The sequence below is a fragment of the Mycobacterium sp. NGS51 genome (assembly GCF_059812525.1).
Map to the genome: position 1 here is coordinate 260,057 of NZ_JCALCV010000004.1, position 13,741 is coordinate 273,797.

Consider the following 13,741-nt stretch of genomic DNA (forward strand, 5'->3'; position numbering starts at 1 on the left):
CCACGCAGGGTGGCCGTATGACGACGTTGACGCGGACCCAGTTGGGAGCCCTCGGCGAACAGCTGGCCGTTGACCACTTGATCGGTTCGGGATTAGAGATCGTGGCCCGAAACTGGCGCTGCCGCTACGGCGAGCTGGATGTGATCGCCGCTGACCCGGCCGCGCATGCGGTGGTCTTCATCGAGGTCAAAACCCGCACGGGGGACGGCTTCGGCGGCCTGGCCTATGCGGTGACCGACCAAAAAGTGCGCCGGCTGCGGCGGCTGGCCGCGGCCTGGCTGGCCGGTCAGGACCACCGCTGGGCGGCGATCCGCATCGATGTGATCGGCGTGCGGATCGGTCGTCGTCGCACCCCGGAGATCACCCACCTGCGAGGGATCGGCTGATGGCGCTGGGGCGTGCGTTCTCGGTGGCGGTGCGCGGGTTGGACGGCGAGATCGTGGAGATCGAAGCCGACATCACCTCGGGCTTGCCGGGTGTGCACCTCGTTGGTCTGCCCGACGCCGCCCTGCAGGAGTCCCGCGACCGGGTCCGGGCAGCGATCACCAACTGCGGCAATCAGTGGCCGCAGGCCCGCCTCACGCTGGCGTTGTCGCCGGCCACCTTGCCGAAAATGGGTTCGGTCTATGACGTGGCGTTGGCGGCGGCGGTGCTGTCGGCGCAGCGCAAAAGACCTTGGCAGCGGCTGGGGAGATCGGTCCTGCTGGGCGAGTTGGCGCTGGACGGCCGGGTGCGGCCGGTGCGCGGCGTGCTGCCGGCCGTGCTGGCGGCGAAGCGCGACGGCTGGCGAACCGTTGTGGTGCCGACGAAGAACCTGGCCGAGGCCAGCTTGGTCGACGGCATCGAGGTGTGGGGCCTGCGCACCCTGGGTCAGTTACAGGCCTGGCTCGGCGGGTCGGCGCGGCTGGACGAGCGGATCGGCGGCACACTCCCGGCGCCGGAACCGTCGGCGGATCTGGCCGATGTGGTGGGACAGTCCCAAGCGCGCTTCGCCGTCGAGGTGGCCGCCGCCGGTGCACATCATCTCATGCTCACCGGGCCACCCGGCGTCGGGAAAACAATGCTGGCTCAACGTCTTCCGGGTCTGTTGCCCGCGCTGTCGGACAGCGAGTCGCTGGAGGTCACCGCGATCCACTCGGTGGCGGGCCTGCTCTCGGATGCCACACCGCTGATCACCAGACCACCGTTTGTGGCGCCGCATCACAGTTCCAGCGTCGCCGCGCTCGTCGGCGGTGGATCGGGCATGGCCCGGCCCGGTGCTGTCAGCCGTGCACACCGCGGGGTGCTGTTTCTCGACGAGTGCGCAGAGATCGGTGTCAGCGCGCTCGAGGCGCTGCGAACACCGCTGGAGGACGGCGAGATTCGGCTCGCCCGCCGCGACGGCGTGGCGCGCTACCCGGCCCGGTTCCAGCTGGTGCTGGCGGCCAACCCCTGCCCGTGCGCACCCACGAACCCGCAGGATTGCATCTGCGCGGGCGCGGTCAAACGCCGTTACCTGGGCCGACTATCCGGGCCGCTGCTGGACCGCGTCGACCTGCGGGTCGAGATGCATTCCGTGCGCACCGCGGCGTTCTCGACGACGCGGGCCGAGTCGACGGTGCAGGTGCGCAACCGGGTAGCGCAGGCCCGCGGTGCGGCGGCTGAGCGCTGGCGAGCACACGGCTTTCATAGCAACGCCGAAGTCAGCGGACCGTTGCTGCGGCGGCGGTTCCGGCTCGGCACCACGGCGATGGAGCCGCTGCGCGCCGCCCTTGATCGCGGCCTGCTGAGCGTCCGTGGCGTCGACCGCACTCTGCGGGTCGCGTGGACGCTGGCTGATTTGGCCGGCCATGCCGCTCCGGGACTCGACGAGGTGGCCGCCGCGCTGAGCTTCCGCCAAGCCGGAGTGTCGCGATGAGCGATCCGACGCTGCGGGCCTGGGCCTACCTGTCGCGCGTTGTCGATCCACCGTGCGCTGAACTGGCCGGGTTGGTCGAGCGGGTGGGGCCGCAGGAGGCAGCCGAACGGGTTCGACGTGGGCAGGTCGACGACACGTTGGCACGCTTCACTGAAGCGAGGCGCGAAATCGACCGGGCTGCTGAGGATCTCGAGCTGCTTGCGCACCGGGGCGGGAGACTGCTCACACCCGCCGACGACGAGTGGCCGGTGCTGGCGTTCGCCGCATTCGGCGGCGCAGCCGCCGCGGCCAAACCGCAGGGCAGAGCGCCGATGGTGTTGTGGGCGGTCGGGCCGCAGCGGCTGGACCAGGTCGCGCAGCGCGCGGCTGCGCTCGTCGGCACTCGTGCGTCCACCACCTACGGCGAGTGCGCGGCGGCTGATCTGGCGGCAGGACTGGCCGACCGCGACGTGGCGGTGGTATCGGGCGCGGCCTACGGGATCGACGGCGCGGCGCATCGGGCTGCGCTGGCCGCAGATGGCGTCACGGTCGCGGTCCTCGCCGGGGGCATCGATATTCCTTATCCGGCAGGACATTCCGGACTGTTGCATCGCATCAGCAGACACGGGTTGCTGGTCACCGAATATCCCCCAGGCGTGCGTCCGGCGCGGCACCGGTTTTTGACCCGCAACCGTCTGGTGGCAGCCTTTGCGAACGCGGCCGTCGTGGTGGAAGCCGGTCTACGCAGCGGCGCGGCCAGCACCGCCGCCTGGGCCAGGTCGCTGGGTCGGGTAGTTGGCGCGGTACCCGGGCCGGTGACCTCCTCGGTGTCGGCGGGTTGTCATGTCCTGCTGCGCGACGGCGCCGAGCTGGTCACCCGTGCAGAGGACATCATCGAGTTAGTGGGCCGCATCGGCGAATTGGCATCCGAGCAGTCCCGGCCCACCACAGCGCTCGACGGCCTCAGCGACATCGAACGCCAAGTGTATGAAGCGCTGCCGGGCCGCGGTGCCGCCACGATCGACGAGATCGCGGTCGCCGCGGGGCTGGCGCCGGCGCGGGCGCTGGGCCCATTGGCGATCTTGGAGTTAGCCGGGCTGGCCGAGCGCCGCGAAGGCCGATGGCGCATCGTCCGTCAGGCGGCGCGGCTCGTATAGTCGACGGAGTGGCCGGTCGACCAGTGCACACCCTTGAAGTGGTCCGCAGCGAAGAAATCACCCCGCACATGGTCCGCGTGGTACTCGGCGGCAGCGGCTTCGACACTTTCACTCCCAGCGACTTCACCGACTCCTACGTCAAGCTGCTATTCGTCGCCGACGACGTCGACGTGACCAGCCTGCCGCACCCGTTGACACGGGACAGCTTCGCCGAGCTGCCCGCCGAACGGCAGCCCGTCGTTCGCACCATGACCGTGCGCCGCGCCGACCTGGCGGCGCGCCAGATCGCCATCGACATCGTCGTGCACGGTGAACACGGGACAGCCGGGCTGTGGGCCGTGGGGGCCGAAGCCGGCCAACCGGCCTATCTGATGGGGCCCAGCGGCGCCTACGCCCCGGACCCGGCCGCCGACTGGCATCTGCTCGCCGGCGACGAATCAGCGCTGCCGGCCATCAGCGTGGCACTGGAAGCATTGCCGCCCAACGCCGTCGGCAAGGTGTTCATCGAAATCGCCGACCCCGAGGATGAGATTGCGCTGACCGCGCCCGAGGGCGTGTCGGTGAACTGGATCTACCGCGGTGGGCGCGCCGATCTGGTTCCCGAGGATCGCGCCGGTGACCACGCCCCGTTGATCGAGGCGGTCACGACCACGCAGTGGCTGCCAGGGCAGGTGCACGCCTTCGTGCACGGCGAAGCCCAGGCCGTCATGCACAACCTGCGGCCCTACATCCGCAAAGACCGTGAAGTCGACGCCAAATGGGCATCGATCTCTGGTTACTGGCGGCGGGGTCGCACCGAAGAGACGTTTCGGCAGTGGAAACAGGAGCTCGCCGCTAAAGAGGAAGCCGAAGCCGGCGGCTGATCGACGGCTGGCATCCTCACTGTCATGGCATTCGGCGATTACCAGTTCGAGATCTACCTGCAAGGCCTGGCCGGCGTGGTCCCAAAGCTGCCGATGGCTTTCGCCGAATTGGAGGCCAAGGCGCATGCCGCCATGCCGCCGTCGGTGTGGTCGTACGTCGCGGGTGGCGCCGGCGACGAGCGCACCCAGCGGGCCAACTGCGAGGCCTTCGAGCGCTGGGGGTTGATCCCACGGATGTTCGTGGGCGCCACGCAGCGCGACATGTCCATCGAACTGTTCGGCATGGCGCTGCCGTCACCGATATTCATGGCACCCATCGGTGTCATCGGGATCTGCGCCCAGGACGGCCACGGCGATTTGGCCACCGCCCGCGCGGCGGCCCGCACCGGCGTCCCGATGGTCACCTCCACATTGACCGCCGACCCGCTCGAGGATGTCGCCGCCGAATTCGGTGGCACCCCCGGCTTTTTCCAGCTGTACACCCCGACCGACCGGGAACTCGCCGCGAGCCTGGTGCATCGCGCGGAGGCCGCCGGTTACCAGGGCATCATCGTCACGCTCGATACCTGGGTGCCCGGCTGGCGGCCGCGCGACTTGGGAGGCGCCAATTTCCCGCAGCTGCGCGGACATTGCCTGAGCAACTACACCAGCGATCCGGTGTTCCGGGCCGGGCTGCAGCAGCCGCCGGAAGATGATCCGCGGGCCGTGGTGCTGCGCTGGGCGCAGGTCTTCGGTAATTCGCTCACGTGGGATGACCTTCCGTGGCTGCGCTCGCTGACCAGTCTGCCGCTGATCGTCAAGGGCATCTGCCACCCCGAGGATGCCCGTCGTGCCAAGGACGGCGGTGTCGACGGCATCTACTGCTCCAACCACGGCGGCCGGCAGGCCAACGGCGGACTGCCCGCGCTGGACTGCCTGGCAGCCGTGGTCGACGCCGCCGACGGCCTGCCGGTGCTGTTCGACTCGGGCATCCGCAGCGGTGCGGACATCGTCAAGGCGCTTGCGCTGGGTGCGTCCGCGGTGGGCATCGGCCGTCCGTACGCCTACGGCTTGGCGCTCGGTGGAGTCGACGGGATCGTGCACGTACTGCGTGCGCTGCTGGCCGAAGCCGATCTGACCATGGCCGTCGACGGCTACCCGACACTGGCTGATCTGACCCGCGAGGCGCTGCGGCGCGTCAGCTGAGCCAGATGGTCGCCGTCTGCGACCGTGGGGGAGTGGAGACGGTCCTCGACGAGTTCGACGACTATTTGACGCTGCAGCGCAATCGCTCGGCGCACACCCGTCGTGCCTACCTGGGCGACGTGCGGTCGTTTTTTGCCTTCGCCGAGGAATATGCGCCCGGATCCGGCCTTGCCGCGCTGACCCTGCCGTTGTTGCGGTCCTGGCTGGCCACCCAGGCCGGCGCAGGTGCAGCGCGCACGACGCTGGCGCGCCGCACGTCGGCGGTCAAGGCGTTTACTGCGTGGGCGGTGCGCGGTGGGCTGTTGAGCGCCGACCCGGCTGAGCGGCTGCAGGTGCCCAAGGCGCATCGCACGTTACCGTCGGTGTTGCGCCAGGATCAGGCGCTGGCGGCCATGGCAGCCGCGAAAACCGGCTCACAGCAAGGCGATCCATTAGCGTTGCGGGACCGGCTGATCGTCGAGTTGCTGTACGCCACCGGAATCCGGGTCAGCGAGCTATGCGGTCTGGATATCGACGACGTCGACACGGCGCATCGGCTGGTGCGCGTGCTCGGCAAGGGTGACAAGCAGCGCACCGCCCCGTTCGGGGGGCCGGCAGCCGAGGCGTTGAACGCGTGGCTGGCCGACGGGCGGCCCGCGCTGGCCACTGCCGTGTCCGGGCCGGCGCTGTTGCTGGGTGCGCGGGGCCGCCGGCTCGACGTCCGCCAGGCCCGCACCGTCGTGCACCAGACCGTGTCTGCCGTGGCCGGCGCGCCCGACATGGGTCCGCACGGGCTGCGGCACAGCGCCGCCACCCACCTGCTCGAAGGCGGCGCTGACCTGCGTGTCGTGCAGGAGTTGCTCGGCCATTCCAGCCTGGCCACTACCCAGCTCTACACCCATGTCACGGTTGCTCGGCTGCGCGCTGTCCACGATCAGGCCCACCCGCGGGCCTAACTCGCGAGCAGACGCAGAATCGCACGATCCGAGCCCCGGACGTGCGATTCTGCGTCTGGTCGCGCTACCCACGTAGCGGCTTGAGCCGGATCGGCGTCGACGCGAGCAGCCCGAGCGGGTCGACGTAGTCGGCTCGGGCAGCCGGGCCCCACATCGCGCCCCAGTGCAGGCACGCTGCAGCCCCGCACCCCGGGTGGCCGGCCAGCAATTCGCCGATCACCGTCGAGCCGGTCACCGGTTGACCGACCTGAACAGCGGCTCGGACCGGCTCGTAGCTGGTATGTAAGCCGCCCGGGTGGGCCAGCGACACCACCGGCCTACCGGCCAGCATCCCGGCGAACACCACCGTCGCGTTGCCCGCCGCGTACACCGGCTGACCGGCGACTCCGGCCAGGTCAACGCCCCGATGCCCGGGATTCCAGTTCGGCGAGGGAGCATCGAAGCGGTGCACGACGGCCGGGGGCGGCCGCAGCGGCCAGTGCAGCCGGACGTCATCGGCAACCGCCGGGGCAGCGCACAGCAGCGCACAAAGCAGCACCACAACCAATCGCACCGGCCCAGTTCAGTGCGCAGCGGGCCGACCCGCCAGCCGGGCTGTGGACAAAGCACCTGCTTGAACCGTGTAAACTCGTCCGCGCAGCTCGCCCGAGCGGGCTGACTTCGCGTGTCTGCAGCCGAACGGATGCCGCGCGGTCCCGTCCTCAGGCGGGTCCGGCATCCCGCAGACACCAGGGCCCGGCTTCACCCGTCGCCGGGCGACAACCGACACAACATAAAGGCATAAGCATGGCCGTAGTAACCATGAAGCAGCTGCTGGACAGCGGCACCCATTTCGGGCATCAGACCCGTCGCTGGAATCCCAAGATGAAGCGGTTCATCTTCACCGACCGCAACGGCATCTACATCATCGACCTGCAGCAGACGCTGACGTTCATCGACAAGGCGTACGAGTTCGTCAAGGAGACGGTCGCCCACGGGGGCACGGTGCTGTTCGTCGGCACCAAGAAGCAGGCGCAAGAGTCCATCGCCGCCGAGGCCACCCGAGTCGGGATGCCGTACGTCAACCAGCGCTGGCTGGGCGGCATGCTCACCAACTTCTCCACCGTGCACAAGCGGCTGCAGCGCCTCAAGGAGCTCGAGGCGATGGAGCAGACCGGCGGCTTCGAGGGTCGCACCAAGAAGGAAATTCTTGGTCTGACCCGGGAGAAGAACAAGCTGGAACGCAGCCTGGGCGGTATCCGCGACATGGCGCGGGTGCCGTCGGCGGTCTGGGTCGTCGACACCAACAAGGAGCACATCGCCGTCGGTGAGGCCCGCAAGCTGGGCATTCCGGTGATCGCGATCCTGGACACCAACTGCGACCCCGACCAGGTCGACTACCCGATCCCGGGCAACGACGACGCGATCCGCTCGGCGGCGCTGCTGACCAAGGTGATCGCCTCCGCCGTGGCCGAGGGGCTGCAGGCGCGGGCCGGGCTGGGCCGCGGGGACGGCAAACCGGAAGCGGACTCGGCCGAGCCGCTGGCCGAATGGGAACAGGAGCTGCTGGCCAGTGCCACCGCGTCTGCGCCCGATGCCGCCGCCGCGACGGGGACCACCACCGAGACCACTGACCCTTCATAGGAAAGGCTGAGCATTGGCGAACTTCACAGCTGCCGACGTCAAGCGGCTTCGTGAACTGACCGGCGCGGGCATGCTCGACTGCAAAAACGCGCTGGCCGAAACCGACGGCGACTTCGACAAGGCCGTCGAGGCGCTGCGGATCAAGGGCGCCAAGGATGTCGGCAAGCGCGCCGAGCGCGCGACCGCCGAAGGTCTGGTCGCCGCCAAGGACGGTGCGCTGATCGAGCTGAACTGTGAGACCGACTTCGTCGCCAAGAACGGCGAGTTTCAGCAGCTGGCCAACGAGGTAGTAGGCGCTGCCGTCGCCGCCAAAGCTGCCGATGTCGAGGCGCTCAAGAGCGCGCAGGCCGGGGAGCGGACTGTCGAGCAGGCCATCGCCGAGCTGTCGGCCAAGATCGGCGAGAAGCTCGAGTTGCGCCGAGTCGCGTTCTTCGACGGCACCGTGGAGACCTACCTGCACAAGCGGTCGGCCGACCTCCCGCCGGCGGTGGGCGTGCTGGTGGAGTACACCGGCTCCGACCACGAGGCTGCGCACGCGGTCGCGCTGCAGATAGCCGCGCTCAAGGCACGCTACCTGTCCCGCGACGACGTCCCCGAAGACGTCGTCGCCAGCGAACGCCGCATCGCGGAGGAGACCTCGCGCGCCGAGGGCAAGCCCGAGCAGGCTCTGCCCAAGATCGTCGAGGGCCGGCTGGGCGGATTCTTCAAGGATGTCGTGCTGCTGGAGCAGCCGTCGGTGTCCGACAACAAGAAGACGGTCAAAGCCCTGCTAGACGAGGCCGGTGTCACCGTGACGCGATTCGTCCGCTTCGAAGTGGGTCAGCAGTAGCATCAGCCGGATGCGACACGTACACGCATTTGGCGGCCCATTCCGCGATGACGCGCTGGGTGACCTCGACGCGGTTGCGTTGGCTGAGGCCATCCAGTCCGGCACAGTTTCTCGCGTCGAGGTCATCGAGGCTGCCATCGCCCGGACCGAGGCGGTCAACCCGGTCCTGAACGGCTTGGCGTATGAGGCATTCGACCGCGCACGAGCCGAAGCGTCCGCGCCGCCGAAAAGCGGTTTCTTCAGCGGCGTGCCGACGTTCGTCAAAGACAACGTCGACGTGGCCGGCATGCCGACCATGCAGGGCACCGACGCGTGGGACCCCCGCCCGGCCGCCGTCGACGGCGCCTTCGCCCGGATGTATCTCGCCACCGGGCTGAACACGTTGGGCAAATCCCAGTTGAGCGAGTTTGGTTTCAGCGCCGCCGCCGAGCATCCCCGGCTGGGCGCGGTCCGCAACCCGTGGAACACCGACCACACCGCCGCCGCATCCTCGTCAGGGTCGGCGGCGTTCGTCGCTGCTGGGGTGGTGCCGATCGCGCACGCCAACGACGGGGGCGGGTCCATCCGGATTCCGGCAGCCTGCAACGGCCTGGTCGGTCTCAAACCATCGCGCGGCCGATTGCCGCTGGACGACGACTTTCGCCAGATGCCGGTGCGCATCGTCTACAACGGCGTGGTGTCCCGCTCGGTGCGCGACACCGCCGCCTTCTACCGGGAGGCCGAACGCATCTGGCCCAACCCCAAGTTGTCGGCGATCGGCGATGTCACCGGCCCCGCCAAGCGGCGGCTGAAGCTTGCGGTCGTCACCCAGTCCATCGGCCGGGAAGCCACCCCGGAAGTGCGCGAGCTGACATTGAAGACCGCGGCTCTGCTGGAGGAACTTGGCCATCGGGTGGAATACGTCGAAAACCCGCCGGTGCCAGCCTCTTTCGCCGACGACTTCCTGCTGTACTGGGCGTTCTTGTCCACCGCGCTGGTGCGCCGGGGACGGCGCGTATTCGGCCCCTCGTTCGACCGCACCCGGCTGGACAACTTGACGCTGGGGCTGGATCACTACGCCAGCCGCCGCCTGCACCGGCTGCCGCTGGCCATCGCCCGGCTGGCGGCTTCATCACGGCGCAGCGCACGGTTCTTCCGCAGCTACGACGCGTTGTTGACGCCGACGCTGGCCACCGAGACTCCCCGCGTCGGGCATCTTGACCCGACCGCGGACTATCAGCAGATCATCGACCGGCTGATGGAGTGGGTTGCGTTCACACCGCTACAGAACGCCACCGGTGATCCGGCGATCTCGTTGCCGCTGGCCCACACCGCCAACGGTTTACCGCAGGGCATGATGTTCTCGGCAGAGCGCGGTGCGGAGGCCCGACTGCTGGAGTTGGCCTACGAGCTCGAAGAAGCGCGGCCGTTTGCCGCCATCCAGGCCGCGGTGGGCGATTAGTCGGATCCCAGCGCTTCGAGCATCCGTTTGAACTCACGCTGCTGCGACGTTGACAGCTTGCTCAGGATGCGGGCGTCGGCTTCGCGCACTGCCGCCTCGGCGCGCTTGAGCAGCGCCCGGCCCGCGCCGGTCAGCGTGGCCGGCAGCGCTCGCCCGGACGGCACCGTCGCCGGCCTGGCCACCACCGCGACGTCTTCGAGCTTGCGCAGCACGGTGTTCATCGCCTGCGGTGTGACGTTGGTCTGCCGCGCCAAGTCGGCGCTGGACATCCCCGGATACATGGAAAGTATTCGCATGCAGACGAATTCGGGCAGTGTCAGTTCGAGTGGGCGCAGTACCGCGGTTACCTCCGGACGCAGCGCGGCGCCTACCCGGTACAGCAGATAGCCGAGTGGTGCATCCTCGATCCGTCCCATGTCAACCATCTTGACATATATCAGGCTGGTTGATATACCGGACGGTATGACTGAAACCAAGAATTTCGATTTCGACTTCGATCCCGCCTACCGCGGCGAGGCTGCCGAGTTCGGCGCGGGCGTCCGACCACCGTGGAGTCTCGGCGAGCCGCAGCCGGAGATCGCGGCGCTGATCGACGCGGGCAAAATCCGGGGCGATGTGCTCGATGCCGGCTGCGGCGAGGCCGCGCTGGCCCTGCACCTGGCGGCATTGGGCCACAACACCGTCGGGCTGGACGCCTCGCCGACCGCGATCGAGTTGGCCAGCGCCAAGGCCGCCAAGCGTGGATTGACCAACGCGTCTTTCGAGGTCGCCGACATCTCGGCGTTCACCGGCTATGACGCTCGGTTCGACACGATCGTCGACAGCACGCTGTTTCATTCGATGCCGGTGGAGCTGCGCGACGGATACCAGCGCTCGATCGTGCGTGCCGCTGCTCCCGGTGCGTCGTATTTCGTGCTGGTCTTTGACCGGGCCGGGATGCCGGACAGCCCGGCCAATCCGGTCACCGAGGATGAGCTGCGCGAGGTGGTCTCCAAGTACTGGGTTATCGACGAAATCCGGGCCGCCCGAATTCACGCCAATTTCCCCGACGGCGTTTCCGCCGAGTTTCCGGTGGTGGATCTGCGCGACGAGGCCAACGGGCGCAAGTCGGTGCCGGGCTGGCTGCTCTCCGCACACCTCGGCTGAGCGGCGGCGGGTCACAACCGCAGCAATTGGCTGAACTCGTCGAGGTGGGCCCACACGTCGAGCGGTCCGGCGTAGATCGCCGCCGCGCCGGCGTGTTCTAGTGCCTCCCGGGCGATTCCGCCGCTGAGCACCGCCGCGGTCGGGACCCCGGCACGCCGGCCCGCCTGCACATCCCACACTGTGTCGCCGAGCATGACGGCCTGCGAGGGTTGTGCCCCGACACACTCCAGTGCGCTGGCGACGATGTCAGGATCCGGCTTGGCCCGGTCAGCGTCAGCGGCCGACGTCACGGCGGCCACCAGGTCTTCCGCGTCGAGGACGCTGCGCAGCAGCGCAAGCTCGTCTTCACCGGCCGACGTGGCGAGTACCGCGCGCCAGCCCTGTTCTGCGATCGCCTCGAGCAGCTCGCGCGCACCAGGCAGCAGGCGCAACGTCGACCCGCTGTCGAGGAAGTAGCGGGTGTGCGACTTCTCGACCTGTGCGCCGTGCGCGTCGGCCAACTCGTCGCCCAGCAGAATGCGCACGAGTTCAGAACCTGAGCGGCCGACGAGTCCGTGGATGCGCCAACAGGGCACCTCCTTACCGATGTCGAGAAAGGCGCGATGCCAGGCGACGACGTGATGAAAGTTGGAATCGACCAACGTGCCGTCGACGTCGAACAAGACAGCCGGTTTATCACCGGCGCCGCTGTCACGCGCCGACTCGACCGGGGCGGGTTGCGCCATGACGAACAATCCTTCCGTGGGTGGTGGGCCGCTACTGGGTACCCCGTCGGCGGCCGGCCGACGCGGCCGTAGCCGGTCGGGGATTGCCGGGCCCCGACATCGGGTAACCGGCGTGCGAAACCCGACTCGAGGAGTGGCAGTGGGCGACGTGACGGACATGGCCAAGCGCGCGCGTCAGGAAGCAGATACATATCGCGGAGACAACCCGCGGCCGTTGGGCGGCTACCTGGTGGTTCTCGCCGTCTACGGGACGGTCGTCGCGCTCACGGCGGTGATCGCGGCCGCCACCGGACGCCGGCTGCCCGAGCGATGGCGCATTGACGATCTGCTGACCGTGATGTGCGGCACCCATAAGCTGTCCCGCTCGCTGACCAAAGACGCAGTGACCAGCCCGCTGCGGGCGCCATTCGCCCACTACGCCGGCACCGGCGGTCCCGCCGAAGTGCAGGAGGAAACGCGGCACTCCAGTCAATTGCGGCACAGCCTGGGCGAATTGCTGACATGCCCGTTCTGCCTGGACATGTGGGTAGCCACCGCATTCGTCATCGGGCTGATCTTCGCGCCGAGATTCACCCGCCTGGTGGCCGGCAGTTTCACCGCGCTGGCGGGCGCGGACTTTTTGCAGCTCGCATACGCAATGGCACAGCAATCCGCGCAGGGTTGACGTTCAAGGAGGTCAAGTCATGCCCAAGACAACCAAAGGCGGCAAGCCCAAGCAGGACGAGTTGCCCAGTACGTTGCAACGTTCCAGCTCCAGAGCCCAACGCACCTTCACCAAAGCTCATGACGCCGCCGCCGAACAGTACGGTAGCGAGCGGCGGGCCCATCGGGTTGCCTATTCCGCCCTTAAGCACAGCTTCGAGAAAGTCGGTGACCGCTGGTTGCCGAAGAAGAAGAAAGGCCCTTCGGACAAACGCGCCGAACGCGGCGGCCTGAACAATCCGATCCCCTCGGCGGAGGGCGTGGATGCCAACGCCAGCAAAAAGCACCTGCTCGACGTCGCCCGTCGCCTCGACGTCCCGGGACGGTCCACGATGAACAAGTCGCAGCTAGTCGACGCGATCAAAAAGCACAACCGTCGTGCCCGGGACCGGTGAGCGGCCGGCGCACAACCGGTCGCCCGGGCCTTTCGCTGCGCTGACCGTGTTGGCGGCGGTGCTGGGTTTGCAGCTGCGGTAGCTCACTCACCAAAGCCTTGCGGTGGGGCTGCCACCGACACGGGGACGGGCGGACCTGCACCAAGGCTGTTCGCTGCAAAGGCCGCTCCCTGGTCAATCATCGCGCCGTCGTCTGCATAGGTTTTGTGGGCAGAAAAATTCATCCCGTCAGAGCAGATCGGGTCCTCGGTGGCGCACACCTTGATTGTCTTGCCCTGATACGCCGGGCCGATGACGACCGGCGGCTCACCGAGGAAGTTCATGGCCCGAACATTGGGCATTCCGAACAAGACGACCGAGGCGACGTGGTTGGCCACGGCGGGGTCCAGAGGTTTGGGGACTGTCGCCGGATCGACGCCGTCGGGGACTGCAGCCGAGGTGACAAACCCCATCACGGCCGCGCCCTGAGAGTATCCGCCGAGCACCATCTTGGTCTGCGGACAGCTGTTGGCCGTGGAAAGGACGTGCGCGCCGGCATCTCTGATCCCGTCGACACCGGTATCCCACTGTTCGGTGGCGGGATAGTTGACCGGATATACGTCGAACGACCGTGGGCCAACTCGCTGGTGCAGGTTGTCGACGAACGCCTGCCCGACCGGGCCGACACCCGGATCGTCCCCGGTGCCGCGGGCGAACACCACCTGAACATCGGGGCACGGCTCGGCGGACGCGGTGGGAAGAGCAGAATCAGACAGGAACCAAGCGCTGAGGCCGCAGGCGGCAAGTGCCGCAGGACCAAGGAATCGGACGAGGTGACGTGCAATCATGGCGCAGGAAGTGCCCACCGGATCGCGCCCTCAAACC

General features: G+C 68.3%; 15 protein-coding genes and 1 pseudogene. 12 read left to right on the forward strand and 4 right to left on the reverse strand.

From position 1 onward, the window contains the following. Nucleotides 1-17 precede the first annotated feature (17 nt). Genes AC5Y5W_RS07400 through AC5Y5W_RS07425 form a run of 6 tightly spaced genes read left to right on the forward strand, consistent with a single transcriptional unit; the run spans nucleotide 18 to nucleotide 6,016 of the window. The gene (locus AC5Y5W_RS07400; RefSeq protein WP_500009177.1) at nucleotides 18-386 is read left to right on the forward strand and encodes a YraN family protein; all 369 of its coding nucleotides are present in this window, start codon (nucleotides 18-20) and stop codon (nucleotides 384-386) included. Next, nucleotides 386-1,897, forward strand: a complete 1,512-nt coding sequence (locus AC5Y5W_RS07405) for a YifB family Mg chelatase-like AAA ATPase (RefSeq protein ID WP_500009178.1) — start codon at nucleotides 386-388, stop codon at nucleotides 1,895-1,897. Before AC5Y5W_RS07400 ends, AC5Y5W_RS07405 begins: the two co-directional genes overlap by 1 nt. Beyond that, entirely contained in the window at nucleotides 1,894-3,033 is a 1,140-nt protein-coding gene (gene dprA / locus AC5Y5W_RS07410) for a DNA-processing protein DprA (RefSeq protein WP_500009179.1), read from the forward strand. The genes AC5Y5W_RS07405 and dprA overlap by 4 nt, the downstream gene beginning before the upstream one ends. Nucleotides 3,034-3,041: 8 nt before the next feature. Beyond that, on the forward strand, nucleotides 3,042-3,896 hold the full coding sequence (locus AC5Y5W_RS07415; RefSeq protein WP_500009181.1) for a siderophore-interacting protein: 855 nt from the start codon (nucleotides 3,042-3,044) through the stop codon (nucleotides 3,894-3,896). Nucleotides 3,897-3,920: 24 nt separating this feature from the next. Further along, complete coding sequence (locus tag AC5Y5W_RS07420; protein WP_500009182.1) at nucleotides 3,921-5,081, forward strand: alpha-hydroxy-acid oxidizing protein; 1,161 nt, start codon at nucleotides 3,921-3,923, stop codon at nucleotides 5,079-5,081. Nucleotides 5,082-5,113: 32 nt separating this feature from the next. Continuing rightward, nucleotides 5,114-6,016: a tyrosine recombinase XerC gene (locus tag AC5Y5W_RS07425; protein ID WP_500009348.1), complete on the forward strand. Its 903-nt coding sequence runs from the start codon at nucleotides 5,114-5,116 to the stop codon at nucleotides 6,014-6,016. Nucleotides 6,017-6,089: 73 nt separating this feature from the next. Here AC5Y5W_RS07425 and AC5Y5W_RS07430 read toward each other — a convergent pair. Next, nucleotides 6,090-6,545: pseudogene (locus tag AC5Y5W_RS07430) on the reverse strand (M23 family metallopeptidase); the annotation flags it as partial. A 257-nt stretch (nucleotides 6,546-6,802) separates the two neighbouring features. Here AC5Y5W_RS07430 and rpsB point away from each other — a divergent pair. The 3 genes from rpsB to AC5Y5W_RS07445 are packed head-to-tail and all read left to right on the forward strand — an operon-like array spanning nucleotide 6,803 to nucleotide 9,909. Further along, a complete protein-coding gene (gene rpsB, locus AC5Y5W_RS07435; RefSeq protein WP_500009184.1) occupies nucleotides 6,803-7,639 on the forward strand; it encodes a 30S ribosomal protein S2 in 837 nt (278 codons plus the stop codon). A 13-nt stretch (nucleotides 7,640-7,652) separates the two neighbouring features. Next, nucleotides 7,653-8,468 (forward strand): translation elongation factor Ts, encoded by an 816-nt coding sequence (gene tsf, locus AC5Y5W_RS07440; RefSeq protein ID WP_500009185.1) that lies wholly within the window; start codon nucleotides 7,653-7,655, stop codon nucleotides 8,466-8,468. 10 nt (nucleotides 8,469-8,478) lie between these two features. After that, a complete protein-coding gene (locus AC5Y5W_RS07445) occupies nucleotides 8,479-9,909 on the forward strand; it encodes an amidase (protein WP_500009186.1) in 1,431 nt (476 codons plus the stop codon). On the opposite strand, the gene AC5Y5W_RS07450 is transcribed toward AC5Y5W_RS07445, so the two are convergent. Further along, a complete protein-coding gene (locus AC5Y5W_RS07450) occupies nucleotides 9,906-10,325 on the reverse strand; it encodes a MarR family winged helix-turn-helix transcriptional regulator (RefSeq protein WP_500009187.1) in 420 nt (139 codons plus the stop codon). The genes AC5Y5W_RS07445 and AC5Y5W_RS07450 overlap by 4 nt on opposite strands. A 46-nt stretch (nucleotides 10,326-10,371) precedes the next feature. Between AC5Y5W_RS07450 and AC5Y5W_RS07455 the strand changes: the two genes are divergently transcribed. Beyond that, the gene (locus AC5Y5W_RS07455; protein WP_500009188.1) at nucleotides 10,372-11,055 is read left to right on the forward strand and encodes a class I SAM-dependent methyltransferase; all 684 of its coding nucleotides are present in this window, start codon (nucleotides 10,372-10,374) and stop codon (nucleotides 11,053-11,055) included. 11 nt (nucleotides 11,056-11,066) lie between these two features. On the opposite strand, the gene AC5Y5W_RS07460 is transcribed toward AC5Y5W_RS07455, so the two are convergent. Continuing rightward, entirely contained in the window at nucleotides 11,067-11,780 is a 714-nt protein-coding gene (locus tag AC5Y5W_RS07460) for an HAD family hydrolase (RefSeq protein WP_500009189.1), read from the reverse strand. Nucleotides 11,781-11,937: 157 nt separating this feature from the next. Between AC5Y5W_RS07460 and AC5Y5W_RS07465 the strand changes: the two genes are divergently transcribed. Together AC5Y5W_RS07465 and AC5Y5W_RS07470 are read left to right on the forward strand one after the other, a co-directional pair. Beyond that, a complete protein-coding gene (locus AC5Y5W_RS07465) occupies nucleotides 11,938-12,444 on the forward strand; it encodes a DUF1360 domain-containing protein (protein WP_500009349.1) in 507 nt (168 codons plus the stop codon). A 19-nt stretch (nucleotides 12,445-12,463) separates the two neighbouring features. Then, nucleotides 12,464-12,877: a ChaB family protein gene (locus AC5Y5W_RS07470; RefSeq protein WP_500009190.1), complete on the forward strand. Its 414-nt coding sequence runs from the start codon at nucleotides 12,464-12,466 to the stop codon at nucleotides 12,875-12,877. 83 nt (nucleotides 12,878-12,960) lie between these two features. Here the strand turns inward: AC5Y5W_RS07470 and AC5Y5W_RS07475 are convergent, their stop codons facing one another. Next, entirely contained in the window at nucleotides 12,961-13,704 is a 744-nt protein-coding gene (locus AC5Y5W_RS07475) for a cutinase family protein (protein ID WP_500009191.1), read from the reverse strand. Nucleotides 13,705-13,741 lie beyond the last annotated feature (37 nt).

What these genes read in the sequence shown, in the direction of transcription:
- AC5Y5W_RS07400 (WP_500009177.1), top strand. Translation starts at nt 18, where the DNA reads ATGACGACGTTGACGCGGACCCAGTTGGGAGCCCTCGGCGAACAGCTG.
- AC5Y5W_RS07405 (WP_500009178.1), top strand. Translation starts at nt 386, where the DNA reads ATGGCGCTGGGGCGTGCGTTCTCGGTGGCGGTGCGCGGGTTGGACGGC.
- dprA (WP_500009179.1), top strand. Translation starts at nt 1,894, where the DNA reads ATGAGCGATCCGACGCTGCGGGCCTGGGCCTACCTGTCGCGCGTTGTC.
- AC5Y5W_RS07420 (WP_500009182.1), top strand. Translation starts at nt 3,921, where the DNA reads ATGGCATTCGGCGATTACCAGTTCGAGATCTACCTGCAAGGCCTGGCC.
- rpsB (WP_500009184.1), top strand. Translation starts at nt 6,803, where the DNA reads ATGGCCGTAGTAACCATGAAGCAGCTGCTGGACAGCGGCACCCATTTC.
- AC5Y5W_RS07445 (WP_500009186.1), top strand. Translation starts at nt 8,479, where the DNA reads ATGCGACACGTACACGCATTTGGCGGCCCATTCCGCGATGACGCGCTG.
- AC5Y5W_RS07450 (WP_500009187.1), bottom strand. Translation starts at nt 10,325, where the DNA reads ATGGGACGGATCGAGGATGCACCACTCGGCTATCTGCTGTACCGGGTA.
- AC5Y5W_RS07455 (WP_500009188.1), top strand. Translation starts at nt 10,372, where the DNA reads ATGACTGAAACCAAGAATTTCGATTTCGACTTCGATCCCGCCTACCGC.
- AC5Y5W_RS07460 (WP_500009189.1), bottom strand. Translation starts at nt 11,780, where the DNA reads ATGGCGCAACCCGCCCCGGTCGAGTCGGCGCGTGACAGCGGCGCCGGT.
- AC5Y5W_RS07465 (WP_500009349.1), top strand. Translation starts at nt 11,938, where the DNA reads ATGGCCAAGCGCGCGCGTCAGGAAGCAGATACATATCGCGGAGACAAC.
- AC5Y5W_RS07470 (WP_500009190.1), top strand. Translation starts at nt 12,464, where the DNA reads ATGCCCAAGACAACCAAAGGCGGCAAGCCCAAGCAGGACGAGTTGCCC.
- AC5Y5W_RS07475 (WP_500009191.1), bottom strand. Translation starts at nt 13,704, where the DNA reads ATGATTGCACGTCACCTCGTCCGATTCCTTGGTCCTGCGGCACTTGCC.